Source organism: Lacipirellula sp. (assembly GCF_965279485.1).
Classification (GTDB): domain Bacteria; phylum Planctomycetota; class Planctomycetia; order Pirellulales; family Lacipirellulaceae; genus Lacipirellula.
In genome coordinates, this window is sequence record NZ_CBDIIC010000002.1 from 2,444,808 (window position 1) to 2,460,109 (window position 15,302).

The 15,302-nt window shown below is 64.8% G+C and carries 6 protein-coding genes; all 6 read right to left on the minus strand.

Going from position 1 to position 15,302, the window contains the following annotated elements; genetic code table 11:
• Positions 1 to 99: 99 nt before the first annotated feature.
• A complete protein-coding gene (gene larB, locus ACQY7R_RS17490; protein WP_428306856.1) occupies positions 100 to 870 on the minus strand; it encodes a nickel pincer cofactor biosynthesis protein LarB in 771 nt (256 codons plus the stop codon).
• A gap of 409 nt (positions 871 to 1,279) precedes the next feature.
• Complete coding sequence (locus tag ACQY7R_RS17495) at positions 1,280 to 2,104, minus strand: ExeA family protein (RefSeq protein ID WP_428306857.1); 825 nt, start codon at positions 2,102 to 2,104, stop codon at positions 1,280 to 1,282.
• A 17-nt stretch (positions 2,105 to 2,121) separates the two neighbouring features.
• A complete protein-coding gene (locus tag ACQY7R_RS17500; protein ID WP_428306858.1) occupies positions 2,122 to 3,177 on the minus strand; it encodes a tyrosine-protein kinase family protein in 1,056 nt (351 codons plus the stop codon).
• 24 nt (positions 3,178 to 3,201) lie between these two features.
• Positions 3,202 to 4,509, minus strand: a complete 1,308-nt coding sequence (locus tag ACQY7R_RS17505) for a hypothetical protein (RefSeq protein ID WP_428306859.1) — start codon at positions 4,507 to 4,509, stop codon at positions 3,202 to 3,204.
• Between the two features lie 269 nt (positions 4,510 to 4,778).
• Complete coding sequence (locus ACQY7R_RS17510; protein WP_428306860.1) at positions 4,779 to 9,788, minus strand: protein kinase domain-containing protein; 5,010 nt, start codon at positions 9,786 to 9,788, stop codon at positions 4,779 to 4,781.
• 178 nt (positions 9,789 to 9,966) lie between these two features.
• A complete protein-coding gene (locus ACQY7R_RS17515; protein ID WP_428306861.1) occupies positions 9,967 to 15,228 on the minus strand; it encodes a beta strand repeat-containing protein in 5,262 nt (1,753 codons plus the stop codon).
• Between the last annotated feature and the right edge of the window lie 74 nt (positions 15,229 to 15,302).

Consider the following 15,302-nt stretch of genomic DNA (forward strand, 5'->3'; position numbering starts at 1 on the left):
GGCTCCCTCCCCCTTGAGGGGAGGGCTGGGGAGGGGGTGGAATCCTGGTACACGCTTCTGTCACCCCTCCCTAACCGTCCCCCTCAAGGGGAGGGAACCTCATGATTTAGTTGCCCGCGTCGCCACAATCCCCGCCAAGTATCCCGCCTTGAACCCCGCATCAATGTTCACCACCGCCACGTTCGCCGCACAGCTATTGAGCATCGACAACAGCGCCGCCACGCCGCCGAAGTTGGCGCCATAACCGACGCTCGTCGGCACGGCGAAAATCGGACACGCCACATGCCCGCCAACGACGCTGGGCAGCGCCCCTTCCATCCCGGCAACCACGACGATCGCATCGCAGTTCACAAACTCCTCAAGCCGCGCCGGCAATCGATGCGGCCCGGCGACGCCGACGTCTTGAATCAACCGCGTCTCAACCCCCATCCAGTCGAGCGTCTCGCGCGCCTCTTCCGCCACCGGCAAATCAGTCGTCCCAGCCGAGATCACCGCGACGCTCCCGCGCGAGCCCGCGGGCTTAGCCATCGGCGAATCGATACGCACCGTGCGCGCCGTCTCGTTGTATCGCAGCCCGGCGAACGCCAGTTGCAACTCGGCCGCCTTCGCCGCATCAACCCGCGTCGCCAGCACCGACTGCTCGCGCTCAAGCAACTGCCGAGCAATCGCCGCAATCACTGCAGCCGACTTCCCCTCGCCATAAATCACTTCGGGAAACCCGCACCGCGCCGCCCGATCGACGTCGACGGTCGCCGCCTCTGCAGCAGCAGCCGCCTGCGCCTCGACGGCCGCGCGCGACACGAACTGTTCCAGATCACATTCGCCGGCAAGCAGCTGGCGAGCAAGTTGGCGAAGCTGTTCAGAAGACATGGCCCCAGTCTACCCCCTAGCCCCGGGCTCCGCCCGGGGGTCGCTCTCCATCCCGCTACGCGTCGCGACTCGCAACGCACCCCCGGGCAGAGCCCGGGGCTAGAACGCGTAACGAACCACGTCGCGAGTTAGGCGATCACCGCCATGAGGGTGGCCGAAAACAGCGCGAGATCTCATCCCCAAGATCTGCTAGGTTGCACCTGCCGCCACGCGAAGGCGAACGCATCACGTTGCGCGGCTTCCAAAACCACTGGAGGGCAATTAACAATGTGTCGCGACATCTGTCGCCGACGACATTCGCCTAACGCCTTGCCACGCGACAACTTACGAATTGTGTCGCCAAAAACACGAAAAGCGACAAAAAGCACCAGCCGCGGGTCAACGACCCGCCGGAGCGGCCCGAGAAAGACTAAGCCGCCATCGGCACCGTCACCAACTCGCCATGAATCGCATGCAGCGACTCCGCATCGATCGTGTGCTGCCCGTTGGCGAACCCGACAAGCAGCGCCAAATCGCACAGCCGGTTGATCCGCCGCGGCACGCCGCCGGTGAGTTGATGCACCGTTTTCAGCGCATCGGCCGCGAAGATCTCGCGAGTGGCGCCGGCCGCTTCGAGGCGATGCGTCACGTAATCGGCGGTTTCGCTCGCCGACATCGCCGGCAGCAACACCTTGATATCCATCCGCTCGTCGAGCGCACCGTGTCGTTGAACCATCGGCCCGAGCGTCGGCTGCCCGACGAACAACAGTGTGAACGGAGGAGCGCCAATCGGTCCAAGATTCAGCAGCAATCGCAACGGCTCGAGCAGCCCGCTGTCTTCCAGCAGATGGGCTTCGTCGATGACGACGACCGCGTGCCGCTTCCGCGCCACGTTGTCGGCGAGAATGTATTCCAACCGCCGCAGGCTTTCCTCGATCGTGTAACGCGGCGGATCTGCCGGCGGAGCGCCGAACTGCTCCGCCAGATAGACGAGCAGGTCACGTTCGGTCATCTGCGGAAACACGACCCGCACAAATGGCTGGAACTGCTCGCTCAGTTGTTGCCGCAGAGTTTCAACGAGCAACGTCTTGCCAACGCCCGCAGCGCCAGCGACAAGGCCCGCCGCGCGACCATTTTCGATCGCATAACGCAGCTTGTTGATCGCCGACTGAAACGCGGCCCCGCGATAAAACGTTTGCGGATCGCAGCCAGGTTCAAACGGCTTCGCGTCGAGTTGCCAGTAATCGAGGTACATGTCGGCTCGGGGTGGTCTTAGGCGGCGCGGAGTTGATTCTCGACGACGCCGAGGCAAATCGTCGCCAGTTCAGGCGCGGACTGAAGTAGCTGCTGAGGCTGAGCGGCGCCGCGTCCCGAGGCGACCAGCGCCCCGTCGAGCCGGCACTGCTGAATAACGCGACGAGCGATAGGCCCTTGCAGCCGCTCGCTCACGACGCCCAGGTCGAACAGGACAATGTCGTAATGATAACGCAGCACGCCCGCGGTAACGGAAGCATGAATCGACTCAAGGCGGCTCGCCGCGCCGACGCCGCCGGTCGCGAGCGGCAACAGCGACAGCCGATCGCTCAGCGAGTGGACGACGCCCTCGGCCAGCGATACGTTGCCGGCAAGCACGTCTTCCCAACCGACGGCAGCCGCGAGTCCCAAGTGACTCGCCAGCCCCGGCTTCAGAAAGTTCGCATCGACGACCGCCACTGTTTTGCCCGTCTCGATGAGCAAGCGAGCCAAACAGCAAACAAGCGTCGTTCCGCCGACGCCTGCTCCTTGCGAACCGATGCCGATCAGGCTGCGGCCATCTTCGTCGGCCGCCAGAATCGCCGACAGCGCCGGCTGAAACTGGGCCCGGCAACGAAACATCAACTGCTCGTCGACCACCGGCCAGCGGAACGAATCAACTTCGAGCGCCGGCTTGAAGCGGCCTTCAACGGTCGGCGTCGACTGAGCAAAGGTCGACAACGGCCGACGCTGGCGATTCGTTTCGCTCGGCTGCGGCGCAGCGACTGGAGCCGCTGCAATTGCTTCAGCAACCGGCGGAGCGGCGAATGTCGGCACTGGCGCCGATGCGAAAACTGGCTGCGGCTGCGATTGAACAGGGGGAGCTTGGCACGGTGCTCGTGGAGCAACAGGACTCGCAGTGACACGCTGCGGCTGCGCGACGGCGGCTTCGACGATGCTCACATCGGCGTAGCTGCTCGCTGCTTCCGGAGCGCGCGGCGACGGCGCAGCTGGCGCAGGCGCGCGGCTGGAAGCGACAATAACCGGTTCGTCGATTTCGTAGGCGCGAATAAACGCCTGGTCGATAGCGCTCATGGCGGCGCTCCTTCAGTGAATCAATTAGCGCGGCGGTTGCGGCGGATTGAACGCCGGACCAAGCGATCCAGCCACGGCCGGCGCGGCGCCGTTCTGTTGCGGAGCCACGAGCGAGAAATCAAGCGGCGGATAAGGCGTCGTTGGATACGGCGAAAGCGAACTCGCGGACGGCGCGGCAATCGGTGCAAACACGGGGGCCTGAACCGGCATCGTCGCCACGGGCGGAGCGACGGTAACCGGCTGCGGCTGAACTTGCGGCGCCGACTGCACGACCTTCGCCGTTATGTGCGGTTGCGTTTCTGCTGTTTGCGAACTTTGCGGAGCGACCGGCCCGACCGGATGCGAGTTTAGATACGCGGCAATCGGATCGGCCGTGGCTTCAGCCTCGGCGCTGTTCGTAGCCGGCGGCTGCACCTCGGCGGCTGGCGCCGGTGCAACGCCGGGCGTTTCGGCCTTCGGCGACAGATCGAGCGCCGGAGTCGTCGGCAGCGGTGCGGCGAATGTCTCGTTGGGAGTTGAAGCCGGCGGCACAGCGGTGGAGATTGGCGCCACCGACAGCGGTCGAACTTCGCTGTTCGGCGTCGGAGCCTCGGCGATCGTCTCCTGCGGCGCCGGCTTGCTGCGGCCGAGCGTCGCCACGTAAATTCCGCCGGCGGCAAGCAACAACACGCTGACCGCGATCAGCCCGACTTGCGGCTTCCGCGACGTGTGCCATTCGTAGAACTGAGCAGCGAATGAATCGTTACGATGCTGAAACGCGAACTCCTCGGCACGCCGTGGCTGCGGCGGATCGAAGCGGCGATGCTGCTTCGGAGCGGTCGGCCGCAGCGTCGGAAGTTCCGGCTCGCTCGCCGCGCGCGGCCGACGGTCGAGCATCGGCATCCCGGCGGCACGCATCTCAGTGGCATAGAGCGGCCGCTCGGGCGCCCAGGCTTCGCCCGCCGGTTCGGCCGGCATACGGTGGAGCGCGATATGCGGTGGTTCAGCAATGGCTTCGCCGCGCGGCGTCGCTGGATGGAGGCGACGGTTCGGCGCCGTCGCTTCGACGTATGGTTCGCCCTGCGGCAAGTTCGGATCGACGATCCGCAACTGCGGCAGCGGAGCGTATTCCATCGCTACGTCGTCGGCGGCGAGCACTGGCGGCGAGTAAGGCCGCGGCGTCGAATCGACGAACGGCAAGATGTCTGTCGGCGCCGACGAGGCCGCGGTCGGCAGCGGTTCGTCGCCAACCCACGGCAGCTGTGCCAGCACAGGCCACTTCACGATCCCCTCGCCATCGCGCAGCGGCGCGGCAAGCGGGTCGTAGCCGGTGGTTGGTGGATCGTGGCTCACGCGGCAGCTGCGAATTGGATGAGGTGGTCGATCGCGAAACGACTTGCCGGCGCCGTTGGGCGCACAGCGAGACGATTCCCCTTGGAGGTATCGGAAGGGGTTGGGTAGATCTTGAGGATTGTCGCGAGAGTAAGGCGACCGAAGAGAGCAACGCCATCGCTGCTAGCAGCATCGCTAGCCCCGGGCTCCGCCCGGGGGTGACTTTGCGCGCCGCAACGCTTAGCGGCTTGGAAACCGACCCCCGGGCGGAGCCCGGGGCTAAAGCGCGGCTACGGCTTTGCGGCCTGCTCGCCGCCCCAAGGCAGCGTCGGCCAGAGCAGCGTCCGCCCGTCGCGGCCGCTCGTGAGCGCCTGGCTCCCATCAGGAGAGAAGCTCACCGAAGTCACTTCCTCGCCATGCCCGGCGAGCGTGAGCAGTTCTTTGCCAGTAGCAGCGTCCCACAGCTTCACGCCATTGTCTTCGCTGCCGGTGATGGCCCGTCCGCCGTCGGCGGTGAGCGCGACGCTGGTGATGGCGCCGGTGTGGCCGGCCAGCGTCTGCCGCTGTTCGCCCGTGGCGGCGTCCCAGACGATCGCCATGTTGTCATCGCTGCCGGTGATGATCCACTTTCCATCGGCCGAGTAGTCGCCGCTGCGCACGGCCCACTCATGTCCGACGAGCGTCAGCAGCAGTTCGCCGCTCGCGGCGTCATATACCTTGCCTGTCTTGTCCTCCGCCGAAACGAGCACGCGCGTCCCGTCGGGCGAGAAGACCGCTTGCCGGAACCGCGTCTTGCCGTCGCCGAACTTGGGTTCGAGCGGCGAGCCGTCGGCCGCATTCCAGAGCCGCGCGGTGCCGTCGTCACTCGCCGTCAGCACCTTGGTTCCATCGGGCGAGTAGCGCACGCTGTTGATGAACCCGTCGTGCAGCGCGTCGATCTTGGCGACCACGTTGCCGGTGGCGCGATCCCAGATCTTCGCCGAGCGATCCCAACTGCCGGTGACGACACGCTTTCCGTCTGGCGAGAGGTCGGCCGAGGCGACGACGCCATGCGGGCTGAAGCGAACTTCAAGCTCGCGGCTATCGAGATTGAAGATGCGCGCGTCGTTGCCGCCGATCGACAGCACGCCACGGTCATCGGGCGTGAACCGCGCGGCCCACACGAGCCCGCCGTCATCGCCCAGGTTCAGCCACGGCTGCGGCTTGCCCGATGCCTCGTCGCTGACCGTCAGCTCAGTCCCATCAGCAAGATTCCAAAGCCGTACCGTCCCATCGGCGGAACAAGCGGTGACAGCCAATTGCCCGTCGCTCGACAAGTCGATCGAAGTGAACGCCGTCTCGGGCGTCGGCGACTCCATCGTTTGCAGCAGCTTGGCGTCGGCGAGCGACCAGAGCCGCAGCTTGCCGTCGTCGCACGAGGTGAGCGCGAGCTTGCCGTCGGCGCTCACGGCAACGTCGGTCACCCATTCGGGGTGCTTCAGCACGCCGGCGCGAATCTCTTTGCCGGCGGCGACGTCCCACTGGCCGCAAGTGTTATCGCCGCTGGAGGTGATCAACCGGGCGCCATCGTCGGCGAACGTCAGCGCCGTGATCGTCCGGCTATGGCCGCGAAGCCAAGCGCCCGCTTGCCAGGTTTTGCTCGCGGGATCGAAGCGCCACAAGCGAGCATGCCCTTGGTCGTCGCCGGTGGCGAGCAGTTGGCCGTTGGGTGCGAACGCGACAGCCGTCACTTCTGCTTGATGACCATCGACCGTTGCCAGTTTCGTGCCGCTGTTAGCGTCCCAGATGATTGCCGAGCCGCCCGCTCCGCCGGTGGCGATCAGCGAACCGTCGCCGCTTACGGCGAGCGCCGCCGTCCGCCCCGTATCATCGAGCCGCAGGTTCTCGGCGCCGGTCGCCACATCCCACAGCCGCACGGTACCGTCGCCGGCCCCGGTGGCGAGACGCGAACCATCCGCAAAGAACACCGCCGAACTCGCGAGGAAGTCGTGCCCCTCGGCAAGTTGCTCCAACCGCCCGAGCGATGCTGCGTTCCAAACCGAAGCGCTCCGATCGGCGCTGGCCGTCACAATCTCCGAGCCGTCGCGCGAAAAGCGGGACGAGAGGATCGCGTAGCGCGAGTCTTCGTCGCCGCCGTCGAGCGGGCGCTGCTCCGCGTACGCGGCCGGCCGCCAGAGTTTGATCTGTGCGTCGCGACCGCCGGAGAGCAATTGCTGCCCGTCCGCCGAATAGGCGAGGCTGCGCACATGGCTCGCATGGCCGCGAAGTTGCTTGAGCGGTTTCGCCGCGGCGAGATCCCACACGACGATCACGTTGTCTTGCCCGCCGCTGGCGAGCGTTGCGCCGTCGGGTGCGAACGCAAGCGTGCGGACTGGTCCGCGGTGAGCCAGCAACTCCGTCTCGTGCGCCGGCGGATCCGCGGAGCCGTCGAGCCGGCGTGCGATGTCGATTTCTTGCGTCTCGGTCGGGTCCCATAGCAGGACTTTGCCGTCATATCCGGCCGTGGCGATGCGGCGGCCATCGGGCGAGAAGCGGGCCGCGTAAACGGGGCCGCGGTGGCGCGTGAACTCGGTCAGTTGTTTGTACTCGCCGCTGGTAGCCTTATCGCTCCGCTGCCAGACGATTGCCTTGCCGTCTTGCCCCGCGGTAACGATCTGCTTGCCATCAGGCGAGAACTCGGCCGACCACACCCACCACGTGTGGCCATGCAGCGTTTGAATTTCTCTGCCGGTGGCGAGATCCCACAACCGCGCCGTGTGATCGTAGCCGCTGGTGAGCAAGTAGCGATCGTCGGGCGAGAAGCGGACGCTAAGGATCGCATCTTCGTGGCCAACAAGTTTGGCGAGGAGTTTGCCGTCTGCGACGCTGTAGACGTTGACGACGCCGTCGCTCCCGCCCGCAGCAAGGCGGGCGCCGGCGCCATCGTAGGCGACGGCGTGCACATACTCGCCTTGAGGGAACTCAAGCACGGGCTTACCAGTTTGCAAATTCCAAATCGTCGCCTTACCATCCCAGTCGCCGGTCGCCACGTGCGTAGCATCGGGCGCGAACGCCGCTGCATCAATCGGCGCCGAGTTCTTCCACGAGCGTTCCGCAAGATTGCAGAGATAGTCGAGCCGGCCCCACTCCCAGCCGCGAAGTTCCGGCGGGCACTGAGCGAGCAGTTCCGCGGCGCGATCGAAGGCCCCTTCGTCGATCTTCGCTTTCGTCAGCCCGATGCGGGCGACGTACGCGGCGTATTCTTCGGCGTCCTGAGCCTTCTCGGCGGCGATGGTGGCAGCCTCCGCCTTCTGCCGCTGCTCGACGGCGACTACAAGGTTGTCATTCGCCTCCCCTTCGGCCTTCACGGCACGTACTGTTTCTTTCTCGGCCCGATCGCGTGCCACCTCCGCCGTCGCGAAGTTTTGCTTCGCCTCATCCTCGGCGGCGACCGCGCGAATGCGTTGCGACACAGCCTCGTCGCGCTGCGAACGAACGGCGACGAAGGCGATCGAAACAATGCCAACGACCGCCGCAACGAGCGCCACTACGGCGCCCTTCAGCAGCTTGATCCGCCTCTGCCGCGATGCTCGCTCCGCGAGCCCGCGGCGCAGTTCGGCGAGCGTTTCGCGATGCGATTCGCGTTGTTCGTCGAGCAACGAAACGCCGAGATCGTAGTCGCCCTTGGCCAGCGCGAGGCGAGCGTAGTCGACGCGAGCCGAATCGAGTAGCGCCGCCGCGCGGTGGTTGCCGATCCACAGCACGAGCGCTTCTTCGAGGCCGTAGTTCGCGCGAGCATACAGTTCGTAGTCTTGCTGCTCCGCGGCTGCCTTCAGGTGCCGCTCAGCATGCTCGACCAGATGAATACTTTGCGAGTGCGACTGATAGTCGCGAACCGCTTGCTGGAACTCCGGCACGGTCGCGTGCCGCTCAGCCGGGTCGGTCGCCATCGCCTTGAGGGCGATGTCCATCAGTTCGCCGTTGCGATCGGTGGCGATGATCTGATTCTTCGCGGCCGAGAAGAGGCACGCCATCACCGTCTTGCCGCTATGCGGCGGCTTGCCGACGATCGCCTCGAACAAGATAGCGCCGAGCAAGTAGACGTCGCTGGCCGCGGTTATCTTCTCGATCGGACCGGTCGCCATTTCGGGCGCCATGTAGGCGGGCGTGCCGCCCATCGCGTCCGATTGCGAGACGCTCGCTGCGTTGGGGAAGTCGGGGCTCACCCGGGCAAGGCCCCAGTCCATCACCAACACTTCGCCGAAGTCGCCGAGCATGATGTTCTCGGGCTTCAGGTCGCGATGGATCACGCCGTTCACATGGGCGAACGCCACCGCGTCAGCGGCGCGCAGCAGAATCGTGATGTTCTCATCGAGCGAACGCTCTTTGATCACCTTGTTCCACGGCGTCCCCTTCACTCGCTTCATCGAGTAGAAGAGAGCGCCGTCGTTGTTGGCGCCGAGGTCGTAGATCGGGACGATGTTCGGGTGGTCGAGTTCACCGGTAACGACCGCTTCGGAGATGAACTTCTCGCGCTGGGCGGCGTTCTTGCTGTCCTCGCCCTTGAGCATCTTGAGCGCGACGGTGCGCGCAATCGACGATTGCCGCGCCGCGTAAACGACGCCCATGCCGCCTTCGCCGATGACGTTCAGCAGTTCGTAGTCGGGGGCGTCGGCCGGCGACATCGTCACCATGCTCGTGGCGCCGCTCGTCCGCACATTTCGCGACTTGACGATCAGCGACGAGTTGCTGATGAACGAGCCGTTGATCGTTTCCTTTTGCTTGATCGTCACATTGGCGTCGGACGAGCCGCCGGCAACGGTCCCTTCCCAATGTGACGTTAGCCCACTTTCGTCGATCGCCGACGAGCCGCCGAGGAACTGAATCGTTTGCTCCGCGTTGAACGCGACCGTCTTCGGGCTAGATTGTTCATCGTCGGTGAGCTCAAGGCTCATGCTGCTCAGTTCGAGCGACGCGATCGTCTCGCTCGACGAACTGCCTGAACCGGCCGCGGGCAGCTCGATCGTCATCTCGTTGCTGCGCTGATTCGCGTCGGACTCTTCTTCCGAGAGAAACCATTCGCCATCGCCCGACGACGGCGGCTTGCCGACCTTGCCGACGTCGGCGATGGTTTGCATGTTGCCCGAGTCTGGCCGCGGGGCATCGCCGGTCCACGTCGCCGCCGAACTCTCGGGCGCCTTGCCCGTCTCAGAGATGTTCCGCCGCGGAAGTTGCCTCACCACCGCGCCGCACGATGCGCAACGGCCCGCCTTCACGGCGGCGGCGTCCATCTCACGTTGGCAGTTGGGGCAGGCAGACATCAGTTAATCGGCAACTAACACGAGTCGAAGCGGCCCGACAAAACCGGGCCGCAGGCAAGCTTCGATTGTAATCACGGGGCAAACTGGAACCGCTGCCGCGCCCCCGATTCCGGCAGGACGTGGCAATCCGTTCGCCAGCGACGGGCAGCCCGCCGTCGGATTGGAGCGATTCTGCGGGCTAACGGGGCTTCTTCGGGCGGGTGAGCGCCGACCGGAGCCGCTTCCACTGGTCCGGCTTGGCCCGGGCGATCGCCTCTTCCATCTGGTGGTAGGAGCTCTTTCCGGCCCCCGACAGGGCGATCGCCACCCCGGCGAGCGTGGCGCCGTGGTAGATCGCCGTCGACGAGCGCGGCCGCAAGCCGAGGTCGGCCAGCGGTTCGAGCGTGGCGGGCGCGTCGACGGCCGCTCCGTCGTCGCCTTCATCGCCGGCGGGCGCGGCAGCCGGTTGTTCTTCGGCAGGTTGCGTGGTCGCCTCTTCGGTCGGCGGCCGATCACGGGCGCCTTCGCTGTCGTCGCCCGGATCGATCAGTTTGCCGTTGCGAACGAAGACGTCGATCACGAGCCGTCTTGCATTCGTCTCCGACTGCACGAGGTAGATCACATAGTGATTGTCGGGCAGGTTCTTGAAGAGCGCCGGCAGATTATTCAGCACGTTCGACGGCAACCGGAAGCGCTGTCCCGGCGTGCCGTCGGGATTGATCACGCACAGTTCGAGGTAGCGTTCGCTCGCCGCGCGGGTATCGCCGCCACCGCCGCCATCGTCGGTCGTGACGACGGTGACGAGGCGAGATTCGGCTGCCGTCGGCAACAGCGGTACGACTTGCCGATCGGGGAAGGTGAGAATCGCCACCTGCGGCGAGGTGTCGATGCGGAACTTCTCGGCGCCGAGGCCCGGCTGCGAGATGTCGACCGTCTCGACGTTGCTCGCGCCGATGGCGACGACTCCCGGCGTGCCGAAGTCGTCGTCGAACACTTGCACCGTCAGCGTGATGTCGCCCGTCGGATTGAGCGGATCGGGCGGACCGCTGTACTTATGCGTGAAGATCTGCGTCTGCCCATTCCCGGCGATGTCGACGGGGTAGGTCGAGACCGTCCCGTCGCCCCAGTCGACCTGGACGTTAAACTTGTCGGCGCCCGGATCGGTGAACTGCAGCGTGAGCGTCGTCTCGCCCTTGTTGTTGACGTCGGTGGCGACAAGCGGCTTGAGCGTCGGGTTGACGTTCCGCACCGTCACTTCGATCTCTTTCGTCACCGAGCCGCCGTCGTCGTCGAACAGCGTCACGGTGATCGTGTACTTGTTGTCGGCGTCGTTGTCGGCGTACTTGTGCGACGAGGCGAGCGTGCCGATCGTTGCCGTTCCGGCCGAACCGTTCGTGACGCTTGCCGGCAATTGGCCCGTTTGAGGAGTGGTCCCATCGCCCCAATCGATCGTGTAGTAAAACGACTCGATCGAAGCGCCGTTGGGGTTGTTCGGATTGTTGAAGCCGGGATCGCTAAAGGTTCCGAGGTTCGGCAGATTGAGCGTTTGCCCTTCGTCGATCACGAAGACGCCGTTGGTGAGATTGAGCGACGGGGCGACGTTCTCGACGGTGATCGTGAACGTCCGATCGACGAAGCCGCCGTCATCGTCGCGGAATCGCACCGTGACGGTGTATGTGCCGTTGTCAGCGTAGACGTGCGGCGCCGAGACGAAGTCGGCCGTCGTCGCCACGCCGGGCGAACCGCTCACCGGAGGGGTGATCGTGAGCGACTGCGGTCCCGTCCCATCGCCCCAATCGACCGTCGCGTCGTGGAATGTTTCTTTCGTACCCAGCGCCTGGTTATCGAAGCCAGGATCCGAAGCGCCGACGCCGATGCCGCCGAGCGTGATCGGCGTCCCTTCGTTGACGACAATCGCGGGATTTTGGAACGTCAGCGACGGATCGACGTTCAGTACCGTCACCTGGAAGGTCGACGTCGTGACGCCGCCGTCGTCGTCGCGCACCGTCACCGTGACGGTGTAGACGCCGTTGTCGGCGTAGACATGGCTGCCGTCGAACGAACCGGCCGTCGGCGTGCCGACGCCGCCGAGCTGATCGATCGTCGCGGCGCCCGTGCTGTTCGCGGAGCCGTCGCCCCAGTTGATTTCGTAGGTGAACTCTTCGGTCGTCTCGCCGCCGTTGAGGACGTTGCCGGCGTTGAGCGGATTGTTGAAGCCGGGGTCGGTGAACTGACCGATGTTCGGCAGCGACAGAATGCCCCCTTCGTTGACCGTCTGCGATCCAGGAACCGTAAGCGTCGGCGCCACGTTGTTTACATGCACCGCCGCCGAGCCCTCGCCGACGCCGCCGTCGTCGTCGATCACCTTTACATAAACGGCGTAAACGCCGTTGTCGGCGTAGGTGTGGCTGGCGGAGAACGTGTGCCCTGTCGCCGTGCCAACGGTCACGTGGCCATCGCCCCAGGTGATTTCGACCTGGTGTGTATCCTGCGAGCCGACGTCGTCGAAGGTGACGCCGAGATTAACCTGGCTCCCTTCGGTGATGATGCTCGCCACGGGGGTTGCGACGACGTTGCCCGGGGCGACATTGTTGACTTGCACCGTCGCGTTGCCGACTGCTTGGCCGCCATCGTCGTCGCGGACCGTCGCTTTCACCGAGTAAACATCGGAGGCGCTGCCAGTTGGGTTGTCGTCGAGATACTGATGCGTCGCGGTAAGCGTGCGCGAACCGGCCGCGACGGCCACCGTTTCGATGGTGCCGTCGCCCCAATCAATCTCGACTGTGTGGGTATCGAGGGAACCAGGATCGTCGAAGGTGAGCGTTAACGTCGCGACGCCGTTTTCGTCGATCGCGGCGATGGGTTCGATCTTCACGTTCGAAGGCGGGACGTTGTTCACTTGCGCCGCAGCCGAGCCGAAGCCGACGCCGCCATCGTCGTCGGTCACCTTCACAGTGATCGTGTACGTGCCGTTGTCGCCGTAAACATGCGTCGCGTTGAGCGCGTGACCGGTGGCATTCGCCAACGTGACGTTGCCATCGCCCCAGTTGATCTCGACTTGGTGCGTATCTTGCGAACCGGGATCGTCGAAAGTCACCGTCAGCGCGACTTGGCTCCCTTCGTCGACGACGTTGGGGACGGGGGTTACCTGCACATTATTGGGGGCGACGTTGTTTACCTGCACCGTTGCATTGCCGACCGCTTGGCCGACGTCGTCGTCGCGAACGGTTGCCGTTACCGTGTAAATGTCAGAGGCGGTGCCGGTCGGGTTATCGTCGAGATACTGGTGCGTAGCGGTCAGCTTACGCGAACCTGCCGCCACGGCGACCGTTTCGACCGTGCCGTCGCCCCAGTCGATATCGACCGTGTGCGAATCGAGCGTCCCCGGATCGTCGAACGTCAGTTTCAACGTCGCGACGCCGTTCTCGTTGATGGCGGCGATCGGGCCGATATTTACATTAGACGGCGGAACGTTGGCAACCTGCACTGTGGCGTTACCGATCGCCTGGCCGCCGTCGTCGTCGCGAACCGTCGCCGTGACCGTGTAAACGTCAGACGCGGTACCTGTCGGGTTATCGTCGAGATACTGGTGCGTCGCGGTCAGCGTGCGCGAACCAGCCGCCACGGCCACCGTTTCGACCGTGCCGTCGCCCCAGTCGATGTCGACCGTGTGCGAATCGAGCGAACCCGGATCGTCGAACGTTAGCGTCAGCGTCGCCACGCCGTTCTCATTGATCGCGGCGATCGGGACGATCTTCACATTAGACGGCGGAACGTTGGTCACCAATGCGGCGGCCAAACCAAACCCGACGCCGCCGTCATCGTCGATCACTTTCGCCGTGATCGCGTACGTGCCGTTGTCGCCGTAGGTGTGATTGACGTTGAGCGAGTGACCAACGGAGCTCGTAACCGTCGTGTTGCCGTCGCCCCAGTTGATCTCCACTTGGTGCGTGTCTTGCGAACCGACGTCGTCGAACGTCACCGTCAGCGCAACTTGGCTCCCTTCATTCACGATATTGGCGACGGGCGTCACCTTGACGTTGCTGGGGGGAACGTTCACCACCTGCACCGTCGCATTGCCGGTTGCTTGGCCGCCGTCGTCGTCGCGAACGGTCGCCTTCACCGTATAAACATCAGACGACGTGCCGGTCGGGTTGTCGTCGAGATATTGGTGCGTTGCGGTGAGCGTGCGCGAACCGGCCGCCACAGCGACCGTCTCGATCGCGCCGTCGCCCCAATCGACGTCGACCGTGTGCGAATCGAGCGTCCCCGGATCGTCGAACGTCAGCTTCAGCACCGCGACGCCGTTTTCGTCGATCGTGGCGATCGGATCGATCTTCACGTTCGATGGCGGGACGTTGCTGACGAAGGCCGCCGCCGAGCCGAACCCAGCGCCGCCGTCATCGTCGATCACTTTGACGATGATCGCGTAAGTGGCGTTGTCGCCATAGGTGTGATTGACGTTGAGCGAATGGCCAACGGCGGTCGTCACCGTCGTGTTGCCGTCGCCCCAGTTGATCTCCACTTGGTGGGTATCTTGCGAGCCGGGGTCGTCGAACGTCACGTTCAGCGAGGCCTGCCCACCCTCGGCGAGGATGCTCGCCACCGGCGTCACTTTCACGTTGCTCGGAGCAACGTTGTTTACCGTCGCCGTCGTGGTGGCAGTCGTCACGCCCAGATCGTCGTCGACGAGGCGGACGCTCACCGTGTACGTGTCGGATGGCGTTGCAGTCGGATTGTCATCGAGATACTGGTGCGTTGCGGTGAAGCTGCGATCGCCCGTCGGCACGTTATAGACCTGCACCGCCGAACCGTCGCCCCAGTTCACCTCCACCGTGTGTGTGTCGAGCGTCCCCGGATCGTCGAACGTCAGCTTGAGCGTCGCGACGCCATTCTCGTTGATCGGCGTGATCGGCGCGAGTTGCAAGTTCGACGGGGCGACGTTGTTGACGGTGATCTTCGAGGTCACCTCGCTGAACTCGCCCGCTGAGTCGGTCACGCGGACCAGAACGTCGTAGTCTTCCGTCGCCGGGCCAGGAAGGTTGTCATCGAGGTATTGATGCGTCGTCGAGAAACTAGTTTGACCGGCGGCGAGGTTGAACGTTTGGGTCGAACCATCTTTCCAGTCGACGAAGATCGTGTGCGCGTCGCTCGCGTCGGGATCGACGAACGTCAGCGACAGCGTGGCAACGCCGTTCTCGTTGATCACGATCGGCGTTTGAATGTTGATGCTGCTCGGCGCCGTGTTGCCGTTGAGATTGGCGACCGGCGGCGTGGCGGCAGCGGCCTCGTCGCTCGACGGCGTGAACGCGGCGCCAACGGCCACAGTTTCGAGCGCCAGCGCCGGAGCGGCGGCGTCGAGCATCCGACGCGGTTCCAACCGGCGTGGCGCCAGCGTGAACTTCGGAGCTGCGGCGCGAGTGGAACGCGAGCGCGAACGGCGGCGCGGAGGAATGGCCATAGGCTGTCGGTGAGTCCAAGGTGAGAAGCATGTCGACGCGATCGCCGCCCTGAAGAATCGCGTCAGCCTCGATT

Excerpts from the sequence above, each read along its gene's own strand:
- larB (WP_428306856.1), bottom strand. The coding sequence starts at position 870 with ATGTCTTCTGAACAGCTTCGCCAACTTGCTCGCCAGCTGCTTGCCGGC.
- ACQY7R_RS17510 (WP_428306860.1), bottom strand. The coding sequence starts at position 9,788 with ATGTCTGCCTGCCCCAACTGCCAACGTGAGATGGACGCCGCCGCCGTG.
- ACQY7R_RS17515 (WP_428306861.1), bottom strand. The coding sequence starts at position 15,228 with ATGGCCATTCCTCCGCGCCGCCGTTCGCGCTCGCGTTCCACTCGCGCC.
- ACQY7R_RS17500 (WP_428306858.1), bottom strand. The coding sequence starts at position 3,177 with ATGAGCGCTATCGACCAGGCGTTTATTCGCGCCTACGAAATCGACGAA.
- ACQY7R_RS17495 (WP_428306857.1), bottom strand. The coding sequence starts at position 2,104 with ATGTACCTCGATTACTGGCAACTCGACGCGAAGCCGTTTGAACCTGGC.